Source organism: Paenibacillus sp. J31P190 (assembly GCF_059692075.1).
Genome location: NZ_JCAUAS010000001.1, coordinates 655601 through 673948 on the forward strand (window position 1 = coordinate 655601; position 18348 = coordinate 673948).

At 45.1% G+C, this 18348-nt stretch carries 15 protein-coding genes; 7 read left to right on the forward strand and 8 right to left on the reverse strand.

What is annotated here, in order from left to right; genetic code table 11:
• Nucleotides 1-321 precede the first annotated feature (321 nt).
• The 4 genes from AC58U0_RS02740 to AC58U0_RS02755 all read right to left on the reverse strand — a co-directional run bounded on the left by AC58U0_RS02740 (nt 322) and on the right by AC58U0_RS02755 (nt 6211).
• Nucleotides 322-528, reverse strand: coding sequence for a hypothetical protein (locus tag AC58U0_RS02740; RefSeq protein WP_057303983.1), 207 nt, complete (start codon nt 526-528; stop codon nt 322-324).
• Nucleotides 529-623: 95 nt separating this feature from the next.
• The gene (locus AC58U0_RS02745) at nt 624-1517 is read right to left on the reverse strand and encodes a PhzF family phenazine biosynthesis protein (protein ID WP_497377520.1); all 894 of its coding nucleotides are present in this window, start codon (nt 1515-1517) and stop codon (nt 624-626) included.
• Nucleotides 1518-1628: 111 nt separating this feature from the next.
• Nucleotides 1629-4892, reverse strand: coding sequence for a response regulator (locus AC58U0_RS02750; protein ID WP_497377521.1), 3264 nt, complete (start codon nt 4890-4892; stop codon nt 1629-1631).
• A 35-nt stretch (nt 4893-4927) separates the two neighbouring features.
• A complete protein-coding gene (locus tag AC58U0_RS02755; RefSeq protein ID WP_497377522.1) occupies nt 4928-6211 on the reverse strand; it encodes an EAL domain-containing protein in 1284 nt (427 codons plus the stop codon).
• Between the two features lie 270 nt (nt 6212-6481).
• Between AC58U0_RS02755 and AC58U0_RS02760 the strand changes: the two genes are divergently transcribed.
• From AC58U0_RS02760 to AC58U0_RS02780, 5 genes are all read left to right on the forward strand, one after another.
• Nucleotides 6482-7186: a response regulator transcription factor gene (locus tag AC58U0_RS02760; RefSeq protein WP_497377523.1), complete on the forward strand. Its 705-nt coding sequence runs from the start codon at nt 6482-6484 to the stop codon at nt 7184-7186.
• Nucleotides 7187-7905: 719 nt separating this feature from the next.
• Nucleotides 7906-8736 (forward strand): Ppx/GppA phosphatase family protein, encoded by an 831-nt coding sequence (locus AC58U0_RS02765; RefSeq protein WP_497377524.1) that lies wholly within the window; start codon nt 7906-7908, stop codon nt 8734-8736.
• A gap of 77 nt (nt 8737-8813) precedes the next feature.
• Entirely contained in the window at nt 8814-9806 is a 993-nt protein-coding gene (locus AC58U0_RS02770) for a zinc-binding dehydrogenase (RefSeq protein WP_497377525.1), read from the forward strand.
• Nucleotides 9807-9966: 160 nt separating this feature from the next.
• Nucleotides 9967-10569 carry a TetR/AcrR family transcriptional regulator gene (locus AC58U0_RS02775; protein ID WP_497377526.1) on the forward strand — a complete coding sequence of 201 codons (603 nt, stop codon included), beginning with the start codon at nt 9967-9969 and terminating at the stop codon, nt 10567-10569.
• A gap of 21 nt (nt 10570-10590) precedes the next feature.
• The gene (locus AC58U0_RS02780; RefSeq protein WP_497377527.1) at nt 10591-11034 is read left to right on the forward strand and encodes a DoxX family protein; all 444 of its coding nucleotides are present in this window, start codon (nt 10591-10593) and stop codon (nt 11032-11034) included.
• A 150-nt stretch (nt 11035-11184) separates the two neighbouring features.
• Here AC58U0_RS02780 and AC58U0_RS02785 read toward each other — a convergent pair whose 3' ends face one another.
• Nucleotides 11185-12852 (reverse strand): ribonuclease J, encoded by a 1668-nt coding sequence (locus AC58U0_RS02785; RefSeq protein WP_497377528.1) that lies wholly within the window; start codon nt 12850-12852, stop codon nt 11185-11187.
• 172 nt (nt 12853-13024) lie between these two features.
• On the opposite strand from AC58U0_RS02785, the gene bcbE reads away from it, so the two are divergent.
• Nucleotides 13025-14257, forward strand: coding sequence for a bacillibactin exporter BcbE (bcbE, locus tag AC58U0_RS02790; protein ID WP_497377530.1), 1233 nt, complete (start codon nt 13025-13027; stop codon nt 14255-14257).
• Nucleotides 14258-14310: 53 nt separating this feature from the next.
• Here bcbE and AC58U0_RS02795 read toward each other — a convergent pair whose 3' ends face one another.
• Nucleotides 14311-15705: an MFS transporter gene (locus AC58U0_RS02795; protein WP_497377531.1), complete on the reverse strand. Its 1395-nt coding sequence runs from the start codon at nt 15703-15705 to the stop codon at nt 14311-14313.
• A gap of 280 nt (nt 15706-15985) precedes the next feature.
• On the opposite strand from AC58U0_RS02795, the gene AC58U0_RS02800 reads away from it, so the two are divergent.
• Nucleotides 15986-16282: a hypothetical protein gene (locus tag AC58U0_RS02800; RefSeq protein ID WP_497377532.1), complete on the forward strand. Its 297-nt coding sequence runs from the start codon at nt 15986-15988 to the stop codon at nt 16280-16282.
• A gap of 52 nt (nt 16283-16334) precedes the next feature.
• Here AC58U0_RS02800 and AC58U0_RS02805 read toward each other — a convergent pair whose 3' ends face one another.
• Both AC58U0_RS02805 and AC58U0_RS02810 read right to left on the reverse strand, forming a co-directional pair.
• Nucleotides 16335-17282 carry an acetylxylan esterase gene (locus tag AC58U0_RS02805; RefSeq protein ID WP_497377534.1) on the reverse strand — a complete coding sequence of 316 codons (948 nt, stop codon included), beginning with the start codon at nt 17280-17282 and terminating at the stop codon, nt 16335-16337.
• 60 nt (nt 17283-17342) lie between these two features.
• Nucleotides 17343-18344 carry a hydroxyacid dehydrogenase gene (locus AC58U0_RS02810; protein WP_497377535.1) on the reverse strand — a complete coding sequence of 334 codons (1002 nt, stop codon included), beginning with the start codon at nt 18342-18344 and terminating at the stop codon, nt 17343-17345.
• Nucleotides 18345-18348 lie beyond the last annotated feature (4 nt).

The window sequence follows — 18348 nt, forward strand, 5'->3', positions numbered from 1 at the left end:
CTCCTCTGTAGGCTAATATGACACTTATATTTTCCGTCAATTTTGACGAGTGATAATAAAATTCCTTTTCGATGTTTTTAATGAACAAAGTGAAATCTTTACGCAGTGCAACTCCAGAAAAAATTAGGAGGAGTATACAAGTTGAGATAACATATTTTTTTACAATGCAGTCCCTTTCTTGTTCGGTAGCTCACTTAAAAGTACTTGTTTGGATAAATGTGCATTCCATCCATATTCCCCCTAATTATAAGGCGTAATTAATAGTTAGCAATAAAAAAAGCCACATTGAAAACTCTCAACATGGCTCACCTATTTTTCATTTTAATTCAATCTGCCGGGCTCTTTGTTAACTTCAAAATTAGTCGTATCGCTATAGCTTTCACCCATCGCCTGATAGTTAGACGGAACTTCTTCATCGGTCTTGTCCACATTATTCGAGATAGCGTTATCCTCGTTCTCTTCCGGATTCGAGGTTATGGCCCAGCTAACTGGACGTCCAAGCTTCTTATGCAATTCATTTTGATCCAAAGAAATCCCTCCGTTATCTCACTAAATGCGCTTCGCGTTATTGTTACTCAAAGGAGCGTATTTCATTCCAGTGATATATCCGTAAGCCGCCCGCATTATATGGAGACCTCGAAATCTTTAACATGAACAGCAGTACCCTTAATCTCTATGTCATATTGATCATTGTTTGGTGTTACCGTGACGTGAATTCTGCCATCCTTGCCCATTTCATGGCCTTGCTCAATCAAAAGATTTAGTGGAGAGTCAGCTTCCTTGTTCATATATTGGGCATAATAAGCCCCCATTACACCAGAAGCGGTGCCAGTTACCGGGTCCTCAATCGTACCGGAATAAGGAGATGAAAAATGACGAGCATGCATGTGCGCATTCACATCGTATGTTTCTAAGCAGAAAGGATGTACCGATGCCTTTGGCATTTCTTTTAACACCTCTGGGAATTGCTTATTATTCGGTTTCATTGCCTTGAAAGTACTAAGGGTTTTTATCGGGACTAACAACGTCCATATGCCCGTACTTCCATACACGGTTGGTAAATTGGTTTCTATATCTTCTTCTTGAATCCCCATAACAGATGCCAAATCTTTCAGTGAACCATTGAACTCTTGGAATTGCGGAGGGGCTTGCTGCATCGTTATGTATATCCCTTTATTCAGTTGTGAGTCCAATCTAATCGATAATACGCCTGCTTTTGTTTCAATCGTCAAATCGGTTTGATCTCCAAGCAACCCTTTTGTTTTCAATGCATAAATGGTCGCCATTGTAGCATGACCACAGAGGTTCATTTCATGACCAGGTGTAAAGAATCGAATCTGGAGATCAGCTTTTTCGGACTTAAGCGGGAAAGCCGTTTCATTAAAACCAACTTGTTCTGCTATTTTTTGCATGTCATCGTCAGAAAGCGTTTCACCTTCCAATACGACACCCGCAGGGTTACCCCTGTTAGGAATATGACTGAATGCATCGTAATGATAAACTTTTATTGTTTTCATATCGTACACCTGCCTTTTCACTACAAATCTTCAAGTCCCTATTATATGATTCTTTTCCTCCTCAAAAAAGAAAAAGCTGCCGCGGCAGCTTCCAAAGTTAGAACCAGTCATCTAACGACTCCAGTAATTTGCTTGCAGGTCATCTTGCTTCATGCCAAGTATCCGCTCAATTTCAATCTGAATACGTATAACCCCCTCATGACAGACATCCAGATTCGTTCCGTCTGCCATCACTTTTTCCAAAGCCAGAACCGCCGTTAACAACGGCTCCGCGTAGAAATTGGCTGCAATACCTTTAAGCGTATGAACCATTCTGCGTGCAGTCGCATCCTCCTGATTGATGATCAATGGGAAAAATTGTTCTGAGAAATTACGGTAATCCTCCTTAAATTTCTCCATCATATATTGAAGAATATGTATTTTATGATCGATATTTCTCATGATTTGCGTGGTGTCTACTCCCTCGATTTCAAATAACCAACTCGGATTTAGCCACTTCTCCAACATATCGGAAAGCTGCTTTTCATCTACTGGTTTAATCAGGATGTCATTCAGCCCCAGTTTAAGAACTTCCGGTCGTTCCTGCATCATGACATCTGCCGTAAGGGCAATGATCGGGATCCTATTCATCTGTTTGAGCTTCCTCAGCCGCTGTGTTGCCTCATAACCATCCATCTCAGGCATATGAATATCCATTAGAATCAGTTTCCATTCCTGCTGATCAACAAGTTCCAGGACTTCATAGCCATTCTGCGCAATAACCGCTTGGTAACCTAATTGTTCAAGAAGGCCAACAATCACCAATTGATTAATTTCATTATCCTCAGCAACTAAAATACTACCTTTGGACATAGATGACCAGTAATTTACTTCAATGGATTTGTTTTCAGAGGCTTGAAATGCCTCCAGTACGCGTTGATTCAAAACCTGTAAACTGTTCTGCAATGTCAGCCTGCTGACGGGCTTAACAATAACTGCATCCGCTTTCAGCTCCGATGGCAATTCGGACATTTCCTCTCTGCCTTCAAGTGTTGTAAACGCAATCACTCTCGTCTTTGAGCGATCTATCGAATTTAAGACACGACGCCAAGTGGCGGGATGCTGCATTTGATCCATTTGCATATCCAGGAATAAATAGTCATTTACAGACTTGTTCGCGCTATCATGTTCCAATGAAGCAAACAATTCGGATGAGGAAGTAACCGTATCCACATGAAACAGAAAGGAATCTAGGAGCTCCGATATATGCTGCGCTACAACTGGATGATCTTCAGCTAAGAGCGCACGGTTATTCCCCTGCAGCAGCCCAGCGTGCTTGTGCAGCCGATTTGCCCCTTTCCCTGCATTCCCCTTTGCACCAAACATCAGGCTAAAATAAAAACGGCTGCCTTCCCCGAGGACTGTATCCACTTGCAAAACGCCCCCCATAGACTGCACCAAATGCTGACATATGACAAGTCCTAACCCGGTACCGCCATACCTGCGGCTAATGGATGTATCCGCTTGCGAGAACGGTAAGAATAGCTGTGATAGCTGTTCCTTAGAAATACCGATTCCAGAGTCTTCCATTGTAAAAGAAACAACGACTCCTTCGTCCACATATTTCTCGACCCGAACCTTCAATCGGATATAGCCTTGCTTCGTAAATTTAATCGCATTATTAGATAAATTAATGAGTACTTGTTCTAGACGAAAGGAATCCCCGCTAACGATATCCGGTAAATCTGCTGGAGTATCCAGCATGATCTCGATTCGCTTCTTGCCTATAGATACGCTGACTAGATCAGCAACCTTTTGGAGTGATAGTTCTAGTGAGAAATCCACCATCTCTAAGATCATTTTGCCTGCCTCGATTTTTGAGAAATCAAGAATATCGTTAATCGTTGCAAGCAGGACATTCGAGGAACAATCCATTTTGTCCAAATAATCCTTCTGAATCGCCGTCAATTCTGTCCGTTGTAAAAGTAAAGAAAGTCCAATAATACCGTTCAGGGGCGTACGTATTTCATGACTCATCCTAGCTAGAAACTTACTCTTCGCCCTGTTGGACTCATCCGCTTCCTCACGCTTCTTCAAGTCGGTTATATCATGTACCGTGCCGGTGACGCCGGTGATTTCTGTTTTATCCTCATTGAATAAAGGGGACAAAGTGACGTTATACGCATGCTGTTTGCCATACGGAAGAAGGAAATTGATCGCAAATTGCTGCGTTTTCCCCCTCTCAATCGTTTGTACGAATATCCGCTCCCACTTCTCCGGATCATCCATCTGGACCAGGTCCGTTAATTGCTGTCCCTTTGCTTGCTCAGGCTCTAGCTGAAAGGTCTGATGCATTTTGTAGTTCGTAGAGGAGATGCTTCCGTCCAGTCGAAACTTGAAAATAAAGTCCTCCGAATTTTCCACCAACGTCCGATATTGCTCATCTCTGACTCTCGCTTTGATTTGCGCGGCACGGTGCTCGGTCACATCCACGGCAGATCCAATCACTTCATTGACGGAACCATATTTATAAATGGGTTGGAGGTTGACTAGGATCGTAGAACCGTTGCAATCGTATTCATACGAGACTCGTTCACCTTCCCAAGCCTTATCATAATGCTGCTTTACGAATTGTTTAAACTCCTCACTTAATACATGGACTTCTTCCAAATGTTTGCCAATGAATTGACTAGGTCTCAGACCAAGATGATAGACCAGTTGTCCTTCAAATAGGATGTAAACGTATTGATCGCGATGTTTATGGAGTTTAAACGTAAACCCTGCCTGAAAACGCAGCATATCGATAAGTTCCTGCTCCACTTGATAGACCTGCTGCTTATACTCACGAGCCCGGACTAAATATCGCAGAAAACAAGCAACAAGAAACAAACAAAGCATCTGAAGGAAGATATATCTGTAAAAAACATTAAGCGGTGTTCGATATACAAACCATATCATCGTATAATAGGATGGGTAGAATATGGCCCCTCCATATAACCATTTAAGCCAATAGGAACGCGCTCTAGCAAATATAATACTAGTCCCCATGACAGCTATCGTTCCAAATATCAGCTGCGGAATTTCTATGTTGCCTTCAAAAATGTAGCGCCCTATCCATAAGCATACGAATGTAATACTTACGGAGATGAATCCTCCTAGATACATAGAGAGAAGCAAGGCTACTCCGCGAAAGTTAATAATAACGTGATCATCAACGTGGACACTGAAGTGTAAGAGGACAAAAACTAACATGCCATATGAAAGCCCAATAAAAACCTTATAGAGCCAAGCAGGCTTCTGATTCAGTTTCATCGTTATGGAAAGCTGTTCCACGAATAATACAAAAATCGTTATAATAGCAAAATTGGTAATCAAAGCGTGAAGCAGAGTAATCACCAGCCTATATCGACTTAGAATGTAGGATAATCACGTTATCCTGTTTGTTTAGTTTCTAGATGCAGCATTTCCTCGATACACTTCGCCATGACCGGCTGGCTGAAATAATAGCCTTGGACCAGCCTGCAGCCGCACTCCCGCAGTACTTGAAGCTCCTCCTCTGTCTCTACCCCTTCCGCTACAACGAGTAGATTCAAATTTCTAGCCATTGTGACCATCGTGTTTACGATTACCGCATTCACTTGGCTTTGTATCAATCCCTTAATAAAGGATTGGTCAATTTTCAATTTATCAATGGGAAAATCTCTGAGATACCCGAGTGAGCTGTACCCGGTCCCAAAATCATCCATAGCGACGCGAACACCCAGCTTCTTCAGCTGACGAAGTGCGTCTGCGGCTAGCTCAACTTCCATACTCATACTTTCGGTAATCTCAAGCTCCAAGTACTTGGGCTGTAAGCCTGTTTTCTCCAAAATCGTCTGAATCATCCGGCTAAGCCGACTATCATTGAACTGTCGTCTAGACAGATTAACCGCTACAAACACCTTGGAAAGGCCCGCCTCCTGCCACCGCTTGTTCTGCATGCAGGCTTCCTTCAGTACCCATTCTCCAATTTCATGAATTAGACCGCTTTCTTCCGCTACAGGGATAAAATCAGATGGAGGTACATGACCCAAAGTAGCGTTATTCCAACGAATCAGGCTCTCTAGTCCTACAATACGATTCGAATGTACATCAACAACTGGTTGATACACAAGATGAAATTCCTTATTATCAATCGCTCTTCGCAAATGAAACTCGATGTCCATGCGCCTTTGGAACTGATCTTGTCTATGTGTCAGGGGGGCAGAAAGAACTGCTTCTGCAATTCCTGTTGAGTAGAAGGGAGAGTCATAGACGCCTTGAATCCCGTTTTGAATGGCCATTTTACATCGTTCTAGAAAATAAGAGGTCACAATCTTATTTTTCAATTCCTGGGATAACATTTCTTTATGAAAATAATCTGCTGCACCTAACCGCATCGCTTGAATGGTCTTCATAGAACCTTCGGGTGTATGCGTAGTAAGAACTACAACAGGAATAGGACTATGATTCATAATAAGATGAAGCGCAAGTAACCCATCTGAGTTAACCATATCTAAATCAATGATGACCAAATCCGGTTTACTAGCCAAGATGCAGTCAAGTACGGTATTTCCATGCTTCGCCATACCAGTCATTACAAACTGTGTATCCTTCTCGATTAAGGACTCTACTTCTGATCTTAATTCACTTGATTCACTTACAATTAGAACACCATACCCGTCCAAAAGACCCATTCCCCCACCACCCTTACAAGCAATAAATACGCATTATCTATAATTATACTTTCCACTTATTAGGTTACTTACCTAAATGGTACGAATTCTCCCTTCTAATTTCGCTAATAATTTACTAACAATTTCTCTTAAAATGTCAATGATAGCGGTTTACTCTTAAATTTCGACACCGTATAATAGAATTAATGAGTAAAGTGTTAGCACATGCATTCCCTCTGTTCATTTAACGAATTTGAATTGGAAAATTTAGCTTAGTTTGGGGGGGTTCTAATGGACAGAGTTCTACTAATTGAGGACGATGATATTATCGGTGAAATGATCTGTATGTATCTGAAAGAGGAAGACTTCCTAGTCCTAAGGTCCCACAACGGTCAGGAAGGCCTTGCAGCATTGCGTGAGTTCGAACCGGATCTCATTCTTCTCGACCTCAATCTTCCTGACTTTGAAGGAACAGAGCTGTGTACATCCCTGCGGAACATAACTCCTGTGCCCATTATTATCATTTCATCCGAATCCAGAGTGAGCGAAAAGATTGAAGCATTCACCGTAGGTGCTGATGATTACTTATGCAAACCATTCAGCATGCATGAGATGAAAGCCAGAATACAAGCTCTATTACGTCGTTTCAAACTAGGACACCCTCCCGAGACGCCAAAACTTCAGGAAGATCATGAAGTTACCGTACCAGCCACGGATTTAAACATTAATTTGGAAAAAAGAACGCTTTACGTCCGAGGCGAATCCATCGAAATGACGTTCTCCGAATTCGAGCTTATCCGGCTGCTGTACGAGCATCCCGAACGCGTTTACCGCCGAGAAGATCTCATAAATGCATTACGTGGTTTCGATTCCTACATAAACGACCGCGCCATTGATGTTCATATTACGAATTTGCGCAGAAAAATTGAAGTCAATCCCAAAGAACCGAAATACATAAAAACCGTGTGGGGCGTAGGCTATAAATTTGTCATGTAAAGAAGGGGCTGTCCCAAGGGGTCAATTTGACTTGAGGGCAGCCCTTTATTCATTTGTCGTATAAGGGAAAGCTAGCTACTTAGGCAAATAAGAGCCTTTGGGAGCTTCTATTTGCGCAGAAAGTGGCTAGTAGAGCGGAATAAGAGCCTTTAGAGGCTCTTATTGGTCGTTGATAGGGTGAAAAGGTAGCTACTCAGAGAAATAAGAGTCTTTGGGAGCTTCTATTTGCGCTGAAAGTGGCTAGTAGAGCGGATCTTTTTTGATGAACATATTAGAGAGGCTTGGGTAGGCATACCTCCAAAATTCGATTTTGGAGTCGTTCAATAGGTATGTAAAGGTAGATGGGCTATCGTGATTTCAAATAGGGACGCATTCATCTGGCACCTCAAGTGAGCATATAGGGCGACGGATTCCGATTTAGTACACCTATCAGCAGATTAAATTATGTGCTTATCTAGCTTCGTGTCAACCTTCACAAACAACTTCTTTCAAGAGTTCAACTTAAGCTGCAAATCCTTGCATCATATACCCCTACTCCCTCTGATTTCATTCCTTCTGTGTCGTAAAACAAGGCAATTTGTTGAAACTAGATCTTCATACAAACTTTTACTAATTTTTAGCAAAAATTGGTTGACATAGAAATCATTGATCCTTTAGTATTGGACTTCTGAGACCACGCTAGGGGATAACCAAACTATGGAACAAATGGGTGAGATCTTATGCACAGTAATAAATTAATTTTGGATTTGGGCAGTCATAGTGCCAAAGTGTTCAGGAAATCAAACGATCGTATTGAACAAGTGGATGTTCTAACCTGGGAGCTTCTGGAGAGCGGGGTAGATCTGCCGTCTATTGAAGGTACTTTAAAGTCTTTGCTTTCTACGCAGGGCTCCTTTATCAAAGGCCTTGGCCAAGGAGATATCGAAGCTATCGGTACCGAAGCGATGCGAAGATCACCTCTTTTGTCCGAACATATGCAGGAAGTTTGTAGGAATTTAAGGATTGCTTACAGAACCATCAGCCAGAAAGAGGAGGCTGACCTGCTGAAGAAAGCTATAGCCGAATCAGATATCCCCAGTGACCTTGATGTGATCAATGCCGGGGGAGGGAGCATCCAAATTATCACGAGTGAAAGCGAAGCTCCTTATCTGATTCCATTCGGCATCTCGGATCTTAACCAACAATTCAACTTACTCGGACCTCCAGATCAAAGACAGATTGCCACTTGTATCAAATGGCTCTCCTGCCGATTACCGGCATCCTTGGAGCAGTTTGCGTATACAGGCGGTGAGAAAACATATTTGCGTCATTTCCAGATCGAGCTTGAGGATGATCTGTATTGCCATCGAAATGATTTCACCCAACTAACTAGACAATTGGCAGCGCAGGACCTCCAAACCTTAGAAGCCAACTCTCCCTTCGATCCCAAATGGATGCGCGGGGCCATTGCCTCTAATTGTGTCGTTCTTGCTGGTTTGATCAAATCAGGCGCTACCAAATTCTTGCCCTCGGATCTCAATATCGCTCATGGATTTATCAGACAGTTATAAATATTCCCACTTTTACAGCCGTCATATATAATCATTAGAGAACATTATACGCAAATAGATAAGGTGGGTTTACTCGCATGACGAAGATAATGAATGCCGTAATGATCAAAGAGTATGGAGGGATTTCAGGTATTGAATTTGGCGAGACTGCTATCCCAGAAATAAACAGCGATGAAGTGCTGATTAAAGTACATGCTGCCTCAATTAATCCCGCCGACTTATTATTTCTGCACGGTCATTATGGCATACAACGAGAACTGCCTTCGGTTGGCGGAATGGAAGGATGCGGTACGGTTATCGCAACAGGCAGCAGCCTTGTAGCACGGATGTTAAAAGGGAAGCGTGTCGCCTTCGTATCCGAGGTTTACGGCTCCTGGGCCCCCTATACCAAAGCGAGTGCTATGACCTGCATGGTGCTGCCAGATCATGTATCCGATGAGCAGGGTGCTGTCTTCTTCGTCAATCCGGCGAGTGCCATGGCCATGGTGAAGATAGCCAAGCAGCATAAATCCAAAGCCATCGTTCAAACAGCCGGTGCCAGCGCACTTGGCAGAATTCTAGTGAAGCTTGGCAAAGAGCATGGTATTCCTGTAATTAGTGTTGTTCGCAAGGAAGAACATGAACAGCTGCTGAGAGAAATAGGCGGACAGCATATCGTCAACAGCAGCTCAGCTACCTTCGCGGAGGACTTAAAGCGTAAGTCCCATGAGCTAGGAGCTACCGTATGCTTTGATGCCGTAGGAGGCGACTTAACGGGCCTCGTGCTATCGGCACTCCCTGATGGAGCAATCATTTTCCAATACGGCCTTCTGGGTGGAAAAACGACAACGATCAACGCCGATGATCTTGTTTTTCGCCGGAAACGTATCGCCGGATTCTGGGCATCCGATTGGGTGAAAACGCAATCTATTTTTGAACTTCTCGCCCTGCAGGGCTCGATGAAAAAAACAATCGGATCGCATATCCAAACGGAGATCAGCCAAAACTTCCCGATGAGTCAAACCGTTGATGCCATCAAGCAGTATACGGCAAATATGACTTCGGGCAAAGTGCTTCTGCTGCCTGTCTAGATATGGCACATAAACAAGCGCATGCGCCATTTGGGCGGCATGCGCTTATTTGTCGTCTAATAATGATTCAAACCTATTTACAAACCGATGGTCGGTATATATAATATGTTTATTGGGATATTTAACGTATTAGGTTACAAACATACTCGGAGGGATGACTTTGAAACAAGAGGAACGCAGGCAGCAAACAACGAAGCTGCTGCTTAATTCAACCAAAGAGCTGATACGGGAAAAAGGGTGTCACTCAATCACAATGAAAGACATCATGGAGAAATCAGGATTGTCTAAGGGAGCTATCTTTCATTACGTGAAGAGTAAAGACGAGATCTTTGCTTGGGTGCTGCAAGAACGGCTAGAAGAGACCAACAAACGCTTTATGGACGAAGTGGAGCAAGACCGCCCAACATTCGATCATCCCATGCAGAAGATCACAGAAAGTTTATCGGCTCTGGAAGATGGTCAGGACGTAACGAACAAGGTGCTGATGTATCTACTAGGAAAAGAGGATCAGCCTATGGTCTCAGATGTGCTCAAGCAGTATTATGAGCGGTCTGTGCATGTATCCAAGCAGTGGATAATGACTGGCCAAGAACACGGGGTCATTCCGAAATCAGTGGATACGGATAAGACAGCGGAAATGTTCGTTCTGCTCTCGCTCGGTTTACGCTTGCGCTCCTCGATTCCACTGGCTGGGACTTCTTTTAATACCCAAGATTATTCGTTGTTTATGAGAGATATGTTACAAGCCAATTCAAGCCAATAGACTTTTTACGGAGGGATATCGATGATACCTTTTTATGTGCTTGTTGTTTCATTTACGTTATTTAAGGTTCTAGGTCTGTTTGGCTGGTCCTATTTCGACGGTTGGCAAACTCCGACTCAAATTGCGGTGGCCATCATGCTGCTGGTTACCGCTTCCGCCCACTGGGGTAAAAACCGACAAGACCTGATCCGAATGGTTCCGCCCGCATTCCCGAGGAAGGATTTGCTGGTTACTGCCACTGGCTGGTTGGAAATTGCCGGAGCCGTCGGCATTCTTCTGCCCGCTACCTCCCGCGTGGCTTCCATCTGCTTGGCGTTGCTGCTTATAGCCATGTTCCCAGCGAATGTGAAGGCGGCCCGGGAACGATTAACCATCGGCGGAAGACCTACGCCTAAGCTGCTCGCTCGAACGCTGCTGCAGCTCGTGTTTCTAGCGGCGGTTCTCTTGGCTGGCAGCGCTAGCTAATGTAAGGTCGGACCGCTATCTCGCCGCCGCGGCCGAGCAACCCCGCCATAAGGATGAAAAACATCCTTATGGCGGGGTGAAACAGGCGGTGGCCTCGGGAATGCTGAGTCATAGCGATGAAAAACATCGTTAATTCGCGCCTTGTTTTTTCTAAATTTCCGTGAGTATGGTGAGAATAACGGGTCTCCTGCCCGTCTTTTCATAAAAGAGCTTTCCTAGCGCTTCTTTTACATTCGTTTTAAGCACATTCCATTGATTCACGTTTTCTTTTTGGAGTCTGTTTATCGTTTCTGTTGCTAGCATATTGGCTTGTTCCATCAGGTCTTCCGACTCTCGAACATAGACAAACCCGCGGGAGATGATATCCGGACCGGACAAAATTTTACCGTCACTTTTACTAAGCAGTAGAACCACGATCAAGATACCATCCTCGGCCAGTTGTTTACGGTCACGCAGAACGATGTTGCCAACATCCCCTAATCCATCGACAAGGGTATTCCCCGCGTATACTTTGCGGCTCTGAGTTGCCACCTCGTTCTTGATATCCACGACATCGCCATTATTTAAAATGTAGATGTTAACCGGGTCCACGCCGACACCTTCAGCCAAAATCCGGTGCTGATGAAGCATTCTGAACTCGCCATGAATCGGAATAAAATACTTCGGCTTCATCAGAGTCAGCATTAACTTCAGCTCTTCCTGGCTCCCGTGCCCGGAGACGTGCATACCTGTAGCTGAGCTCGAACCATAAATGACTTCAGCCCCTAGGCTGAATAAATTATCGACAGTCCGCGATACATTGCGTTCATTTCCCGGAATCGGGGATGAGGATAGAATAACGGTGTCTCCACGCATAATTTCAACCTGACGATAAATGGAACGGGATAATCGCGAGAGTGCAGCCATCGGTTCTCCTTGGCTACCAGTACATAAGATCGCTATGTGTTCTGGAGCCATACGATTGACTTCTCCCGCTTCCACTAGCATCCCTTCAGGGACCGTTAGATAGCCAAGCTCGGAAGCTATTCTCACAACATTGACCATACTGCGGCCAAGTAAGGCTAATTTCCGATTCGTTGCCTGAGCGGCATCAACGACTTGCTGAAGCCTATGAACATTAGAGGCAAAGGTAGCTATGAACACTTTTTGCTTCGCTTTATGAAAGGCATCCTCAATATGCTTACCTACAAGACTTTCCGAAGGTGTGTAGCCAGGGCGCTCGGCATTCGTGCTTTCTGATAAAAGAAGCAGAATACCATTCTTCCCAATCTCCGCCATCTTATGAATATCGGGATATTGATTGTTGACCGGGGTTAAATCAAATTTGAAATCTCCCGTATGTACGACCGTTCCTTCAGGTGTATGGAAAACAACGCCTAAGCAATCAGGGATACTATGATTTGTTTTGAAAAAGGTCGTTGTGATTTGTCCTAGCTCGATGCTCGAATCAGAAGCAATTTCAATAAATTTCGTATCTGCAAGCAGTCCAGCCTCTCTCAACTTACCCTCAATTAGCCCTAGCGTTAGCCGAGTTGCATAAATCGGCATGTTCAATTGTCTTCGTATATACGGAATGCCCCCGATATGATCTTCATGTCCATGCGTAATAATCAGTGCGCGGACTTTATCACTATTTTCGAGTAAGTAAGTAATATCCGGAACGATCAAGTCAATGCCGAGTAAGCTTTCATCCGGAAACTTTGAGCCGCAATCAATGACAATGATATCATCTCCATATTGCACTACATACATATTTTTACCAATTTCATTAATTCCGCCTAAAGAGAAAACTGACAACTGATTTTCTGTCTTGCGCACCTGAAAAGCCCCCCCATTTTTACATATACGCTTTAATTTTTCCACATAACGGTTAGGCTATACTCTTGATTTCCCATTTCTGAATTCGAAGCTTGGATGGATAGGGCTCCGCGTCTTGGGTTAATTTAATGTACATGAATGATGGATTGAGAGGTGTAGAGTACACTAAGCTATGAGTATCGAGAATAAAAAGCAGCTTTTCTCTATAGCATCCATACCACTTATCATGACTCTGGGGAATTCCATGTTAATTCCTGTGTTACCAGCCATCCGGAGTAAACTAGGAATCACTTCTCTACAAGTAAGTTTGCTGATTACGGTATACTCGGCCGTGGCCATTATTTTAATCCCTATTGCCGGCTATTTATCCGACAAATTTGGTCGGAAAATTGTCATTATACCCAGCTTAATTATCACAGGTATTGGTGGTTTGATTGCGGGTTTGGCCGCATGGTGGATGGATCAATCCTATGCAATCATCTTAGTTGGCCGCTTCATTCAAGGCATTGGTGCGGCGGGAGCTTTTCCCATCGTCATTCCATTGGTTGGTGATATTTTCAAAGAAGAAAATGATGTCAGCAGCGGTCTTGGCCTTGTAGAGACAGCGAATACATTCGGGAAAGTGGTTAGCCCCATTCTAGGGTCCGCTCTTGCGATGGTCATCTGGTTCTTGCCCTTTATGTTCATTCCCATACTCTGTCTGATTTCGATGCTGCTTGTATTCTTTTTAGTTAAATCCCCAGAAAAGAAATCGGAACAAGCGGATAAGGTGACTTTTGCAATCTACCTTTCCCATATCAGATACATTTTCAAGAACAATGGCCGCTGGCTGTATGCGATATTCGCTATCGGATGTATTTGTATGCTTGTCATATTCGGAACTTTATATTATTTGTCAGACTTATTAGAAGAAAATTTTAACGTTTTTGGTGTAATAAAAGGATGTATCCTTGCTATTCCTCTTGCTGCCTTATGTATCTCTTCTTTTAGTACGGGTAAAGGAATTGGCAAGGACGAGAGGCTCATGAAATGGATTATTTTCGCGGGGTTGATCTTACTATCCGGAAGTATTCTTCTATGCGGTATGGTAACGTCAATTTATTGGCTCATTACTTTGATTGGCCTGGCTGGAATCGGAATTGGCGCAGCGTTGCCGTGCCTTGACGTCATGATTACAAGAGGGATCGAGAAGGAGCAGCGCGGTACAATCACATCAATTTATAGTTCTACCCGCTTCATCGGGGTTGCCATTGGACCTCCTCTTGCTTCCATCCTTCTGAAAATATCACCGGCCACGATGTTCTATACCATTTCAGGTATATGTGTCTTGGCCAGTGTGATCAGCTTATTCGCGATAAAGCCTAAGAAGGACGAGAAACTGCCGCAGAAGAAATCATTGGCTTAATGATAACAGTTGTAATAAACACAAAGAGGATCCACGTGGGATCCTCTTTTATATTAAGCCAGAACAGCTGCGGCATTCGTTCGCTTTCTGGCATAACCGCGATAAATAAAGGCAAAGACGATGGTCAATATGGCGATTCCTACCATGCCCCAGATGAGATTGTCGAAAGCCTGCTCTGTTGGCAGTGACTTCTGCCAGACGAGTGCACTTCCCGAGACAGCTACGGCGAAAGCCCCGCTGAAAAATTGCAGCAGCTGGAATAAGCCCATACCAGAGCCAATCCGTTCTTTGGTCAACTGCCGTGATAGCTCATTGGAGACCGCACTGGAGATAGAAGTAATGCTAATGCTCGTTAGAATATAGACGGCGGCAAGCCCATAAAAGGAATGGACGGCCGTCAGCGCGAGTAATACGGTAGAAACCAGCAGCAGCCAAGGCGTGTAGCGGAGGAGCGCCCCGTTACCGTATCTATCGATGAGGCGGCCAACCCGGTTGGATACCAGCATGGCAAGGAGCGCTCCTGGGAAGAGCACAAGACCCGATACGGCCGGAGTTAAACCGAAGACTCTGGCCAGCATTTGCGGGGCGAGAAACAAGAAGGCGAAGCTGATCATGTAGGCGCTAATGCCGATAGCACCAAGAGCCAGGTACAGTCTGTCACCGAATAGAGCGGGCAGGACGAAAGGATTCGCTGCTTTGCGGATGCGCACCGCGAACAATGCCAGGGCAATCACGCCCACAACGAGTGCAGCAATGCTCTTAGATGTGAGAAAGAGCAGCAACCCCGTCGTCCCCATCCCGATCAGGACGGCGCCAATGAAATCGAACGAACCGCGCTCCGCCTTTTCCCGGGGAAGTATGAACAGGAAAACCGGGATCAACAGCAGGGTTAGGCCGGTGATCACAAATAGGAAATGCCACCCCAGATACTGAACGATCGATCCGCCGACGACAGGACCAAGCCCGAGGCCCAGTGAGGCGGCTGACAAAATGAACGACATGGCCATGCCCCTGCGGGACACTGGAATGTAACGAGTGACAAGTACGATCGCGAGCGAAGGAATGGCACCAGCGCCAGCAGCCTGAATAAGCCTCGTGATAAGCAGCAGCCCAAATCCGTCGCTGAACATGCCAATCACGGATGCCCCGCCCAATGCCAGCAGAGCCGCCGTGAAGAGTCTTCGAATGGGCACGAAATCGGACAATCGGCTGAAAGTAATCGATGAGATGGCAAATACGATGGAGTAGCCTGTCACGACCCAAGACGCGGTCGACGGGTTGAGAGCGAATTGGACAGCAATTTTGGGCAATGCCAAATTGAACATCATCGTGTTCATAACGACTAGAATAATGGTAATGCAGAGTAACCAGGAGACCGTCCGTTCTCGCGTAATACCAGGTACCTCTGGTTCGGATGGTTGCTCTACTTGCGGTAAATCGGTTGACATACGAATGTTCCTCCCACTTAAGATCGTCTATCCCATGGTTGCTAAACGATATGCTGAAGTTAATTATCTATAATCAATTTCGTTACAGTTTAGCATGGCGGCATACGCATGTCAATTAACTATTCCAAATAAATCCAGACATCTCACTTAAATCAACTCGCTATGCTTACCAACTTTTCATAGGTAAGCTATAACAAAAATCACAGCCCCCAACAACAAAAACAGCTACCATATATCTATGAATAGCTGAGAATAGTCCTATTAGGGGAAGTGTTTATCTATGAAAAAAGAATACATTATTCACTTTAAAGTTATCCACAAGGATAGCATACAACTTTTAAGAGGGCTTATCTTCTTAGAAGAAGATCAGAAACCTACCGTATATGATTATCAACAATGTTTAATAGACTGCGGTCACGATGTTCGTATTGAAAATAAAGAACTGGCTATTTTCAGAGCGTATAAACCGGGGGAGCAGTATTGGATTCAGATTTTAAGAGAATATGAATCCAATACAAGAGATTTAAATGTCGAGAACTTAGCTAAAAGCTTTATGAAAAGCGAGCCTCTAACCTAACAGTTTAGCTCATGATCCACTTTGAACAGCTGCGGCTCCCCCTTGCCAGTCCTCAAAGCCACTGCGAGAAAAAGGCATGTCCCGCTGCGTGAAATCCCGGGGGCATCGCATGCCCCATGAACGGGTGAACCTCAATCGATTTGTCCACAGATGCGATCCGATTATATGCGGCAAAGATTGCCTCGGGTAAGCAGGTGGTGTCCTTCAGTCCGACCGTCACATGCACGGGCAGCGTAATTCGATGCGCCATATTCATGATGTCGAAATAACTAAGCGTCCGCAGCACCTCGTCAAGGCGGTCCGGGAAGCGAGTTACGAAATCCGCAGCTTCGGTGAGTGAACTGGCCGATTGCAGTATCCCCAGATCCATGTGGCACATGTTCGGTACATGTGCGATTACAGCCCTTAGGTTAGGCTGTAAGGCGGATACAAGAAGCGCCAAACCGCCACCTTGACTGCCGCCAAAAACAAACACCCTCTCGGGATCTATCTCCGGCATTGCCATCGCACACCGTACAGCACGCATGCCATCGATAGCTAACGCCCGATAATAGGAACCCTCAGGATCAAGAATCCCTTGTGTAATCCACCCTTTGGTCATACCGTATTCTTGCGGCAGCCCGTTGCCGGTCTCCCCTCCTTGCCCCCGAACGTCGATGGCGAGAACGGCATACCCCATAAGCAGCCAAGCAGCGTGATCCTCAGGCTGACCTTTGGAACCGGAATAGCCGTGAAAGGTTACGATACAGGGAAGTGGATGACGCAGCTGGACGGAAGGCAGCATATACCAAGCGTGAACGAGCGTATTTGCTGCACCCTCCAATACGACTTTGTAAACCTCGGCCTGTAGGAAGGGGGAGACGACCGGGTCAATCGTATATCTCACGGATTCAGCTGCTTCCCGGGAGACACGATCCCAAAAATCTTCAAGATCGGTTGGTGCCGTTAACTCCGGCACATACTGTTTCAACGAATGAATCCGTGTTTCTATTGCGTTCATCACTACACTCCTCGTTTCAAAATTGTCCATTTCATTATACAATTTTTCTACGAGATGCCTCTACCACGGAGTCAACCTGCGGTACTGATCCAACGTCACTCTGCCGAGCAATTCTTCCCCCTTCACAAACCGGTACAGCTCATCGACGATGAAGTCGCAGAGCTCGCGCTTCAATATGCCATGAAATCCGCCAATGTGCGGCAAACATAACACGTTCGGCATTGCCTGCAACTTATGATCGGCTGGCATTGGCTCATTATCGTAAACATCAAGGGCTGCATGTATCCTGCCTTTGCTTAGTTCTTCTACGAGAGCCTGCTCTTTCACAATAGGACCGCGAGCTGTATTAATGAAGAGCGCTCCGTCACGCAGCAGCGATAGCTGTTCTGTGCCGATCATCCCTTGTGTGCGAGGTGTCCACGTATTGTGCAACGAGACGATGTCGCTGCGCTCGAACAGTTCATTCAGACCACAGAGCTCGACGCCCTGCGTTGCCGCTTCCTCCTGCGTACAGTAACTAGAATGCAGCAAGATTGTCGTGTTAAAAGGCCGCAGCATGCGGATCACCTGCTTGGAGATTTCCCCGTAGCCGACCAGACCGATCACTCTTCGCGTCACGCCAAGAGTCGTTTCGCGGTTGTTATTGCTCCACTGCCCCTCTTTAAGCCGAGTGCTGTATCCCGCTAAATCCCACGCACCGGCAAACATCAGTGAACATGCACACTCCGCAGTCGAGAGCGCGAGCACTTTATTAGCCGATGTTACGGCAATCGAAGTGGCGAACACATCCTCATTGACGATTGATGCTACACTCCCTGCTCCATGGCCGATAAACTTCAATCTCTCCGCGCGCGCGAGCACTTCCGGGGTAAAGCGAGGCGAACCCCATGAAGTGATGCAGGCATCATAAAGGCCAATTCGTTCCGACAAGTCATCACTTGTAAATTTCTTATTCAAGGTAATAAAATCAACCTCTGAGAAACTGGATAGCTTATTAAGTGTGGGCTCCTGCCAAAATAACTCACGTAATCCAGCGTCAGCGATTGTAATTAATGTTTTCATAGGC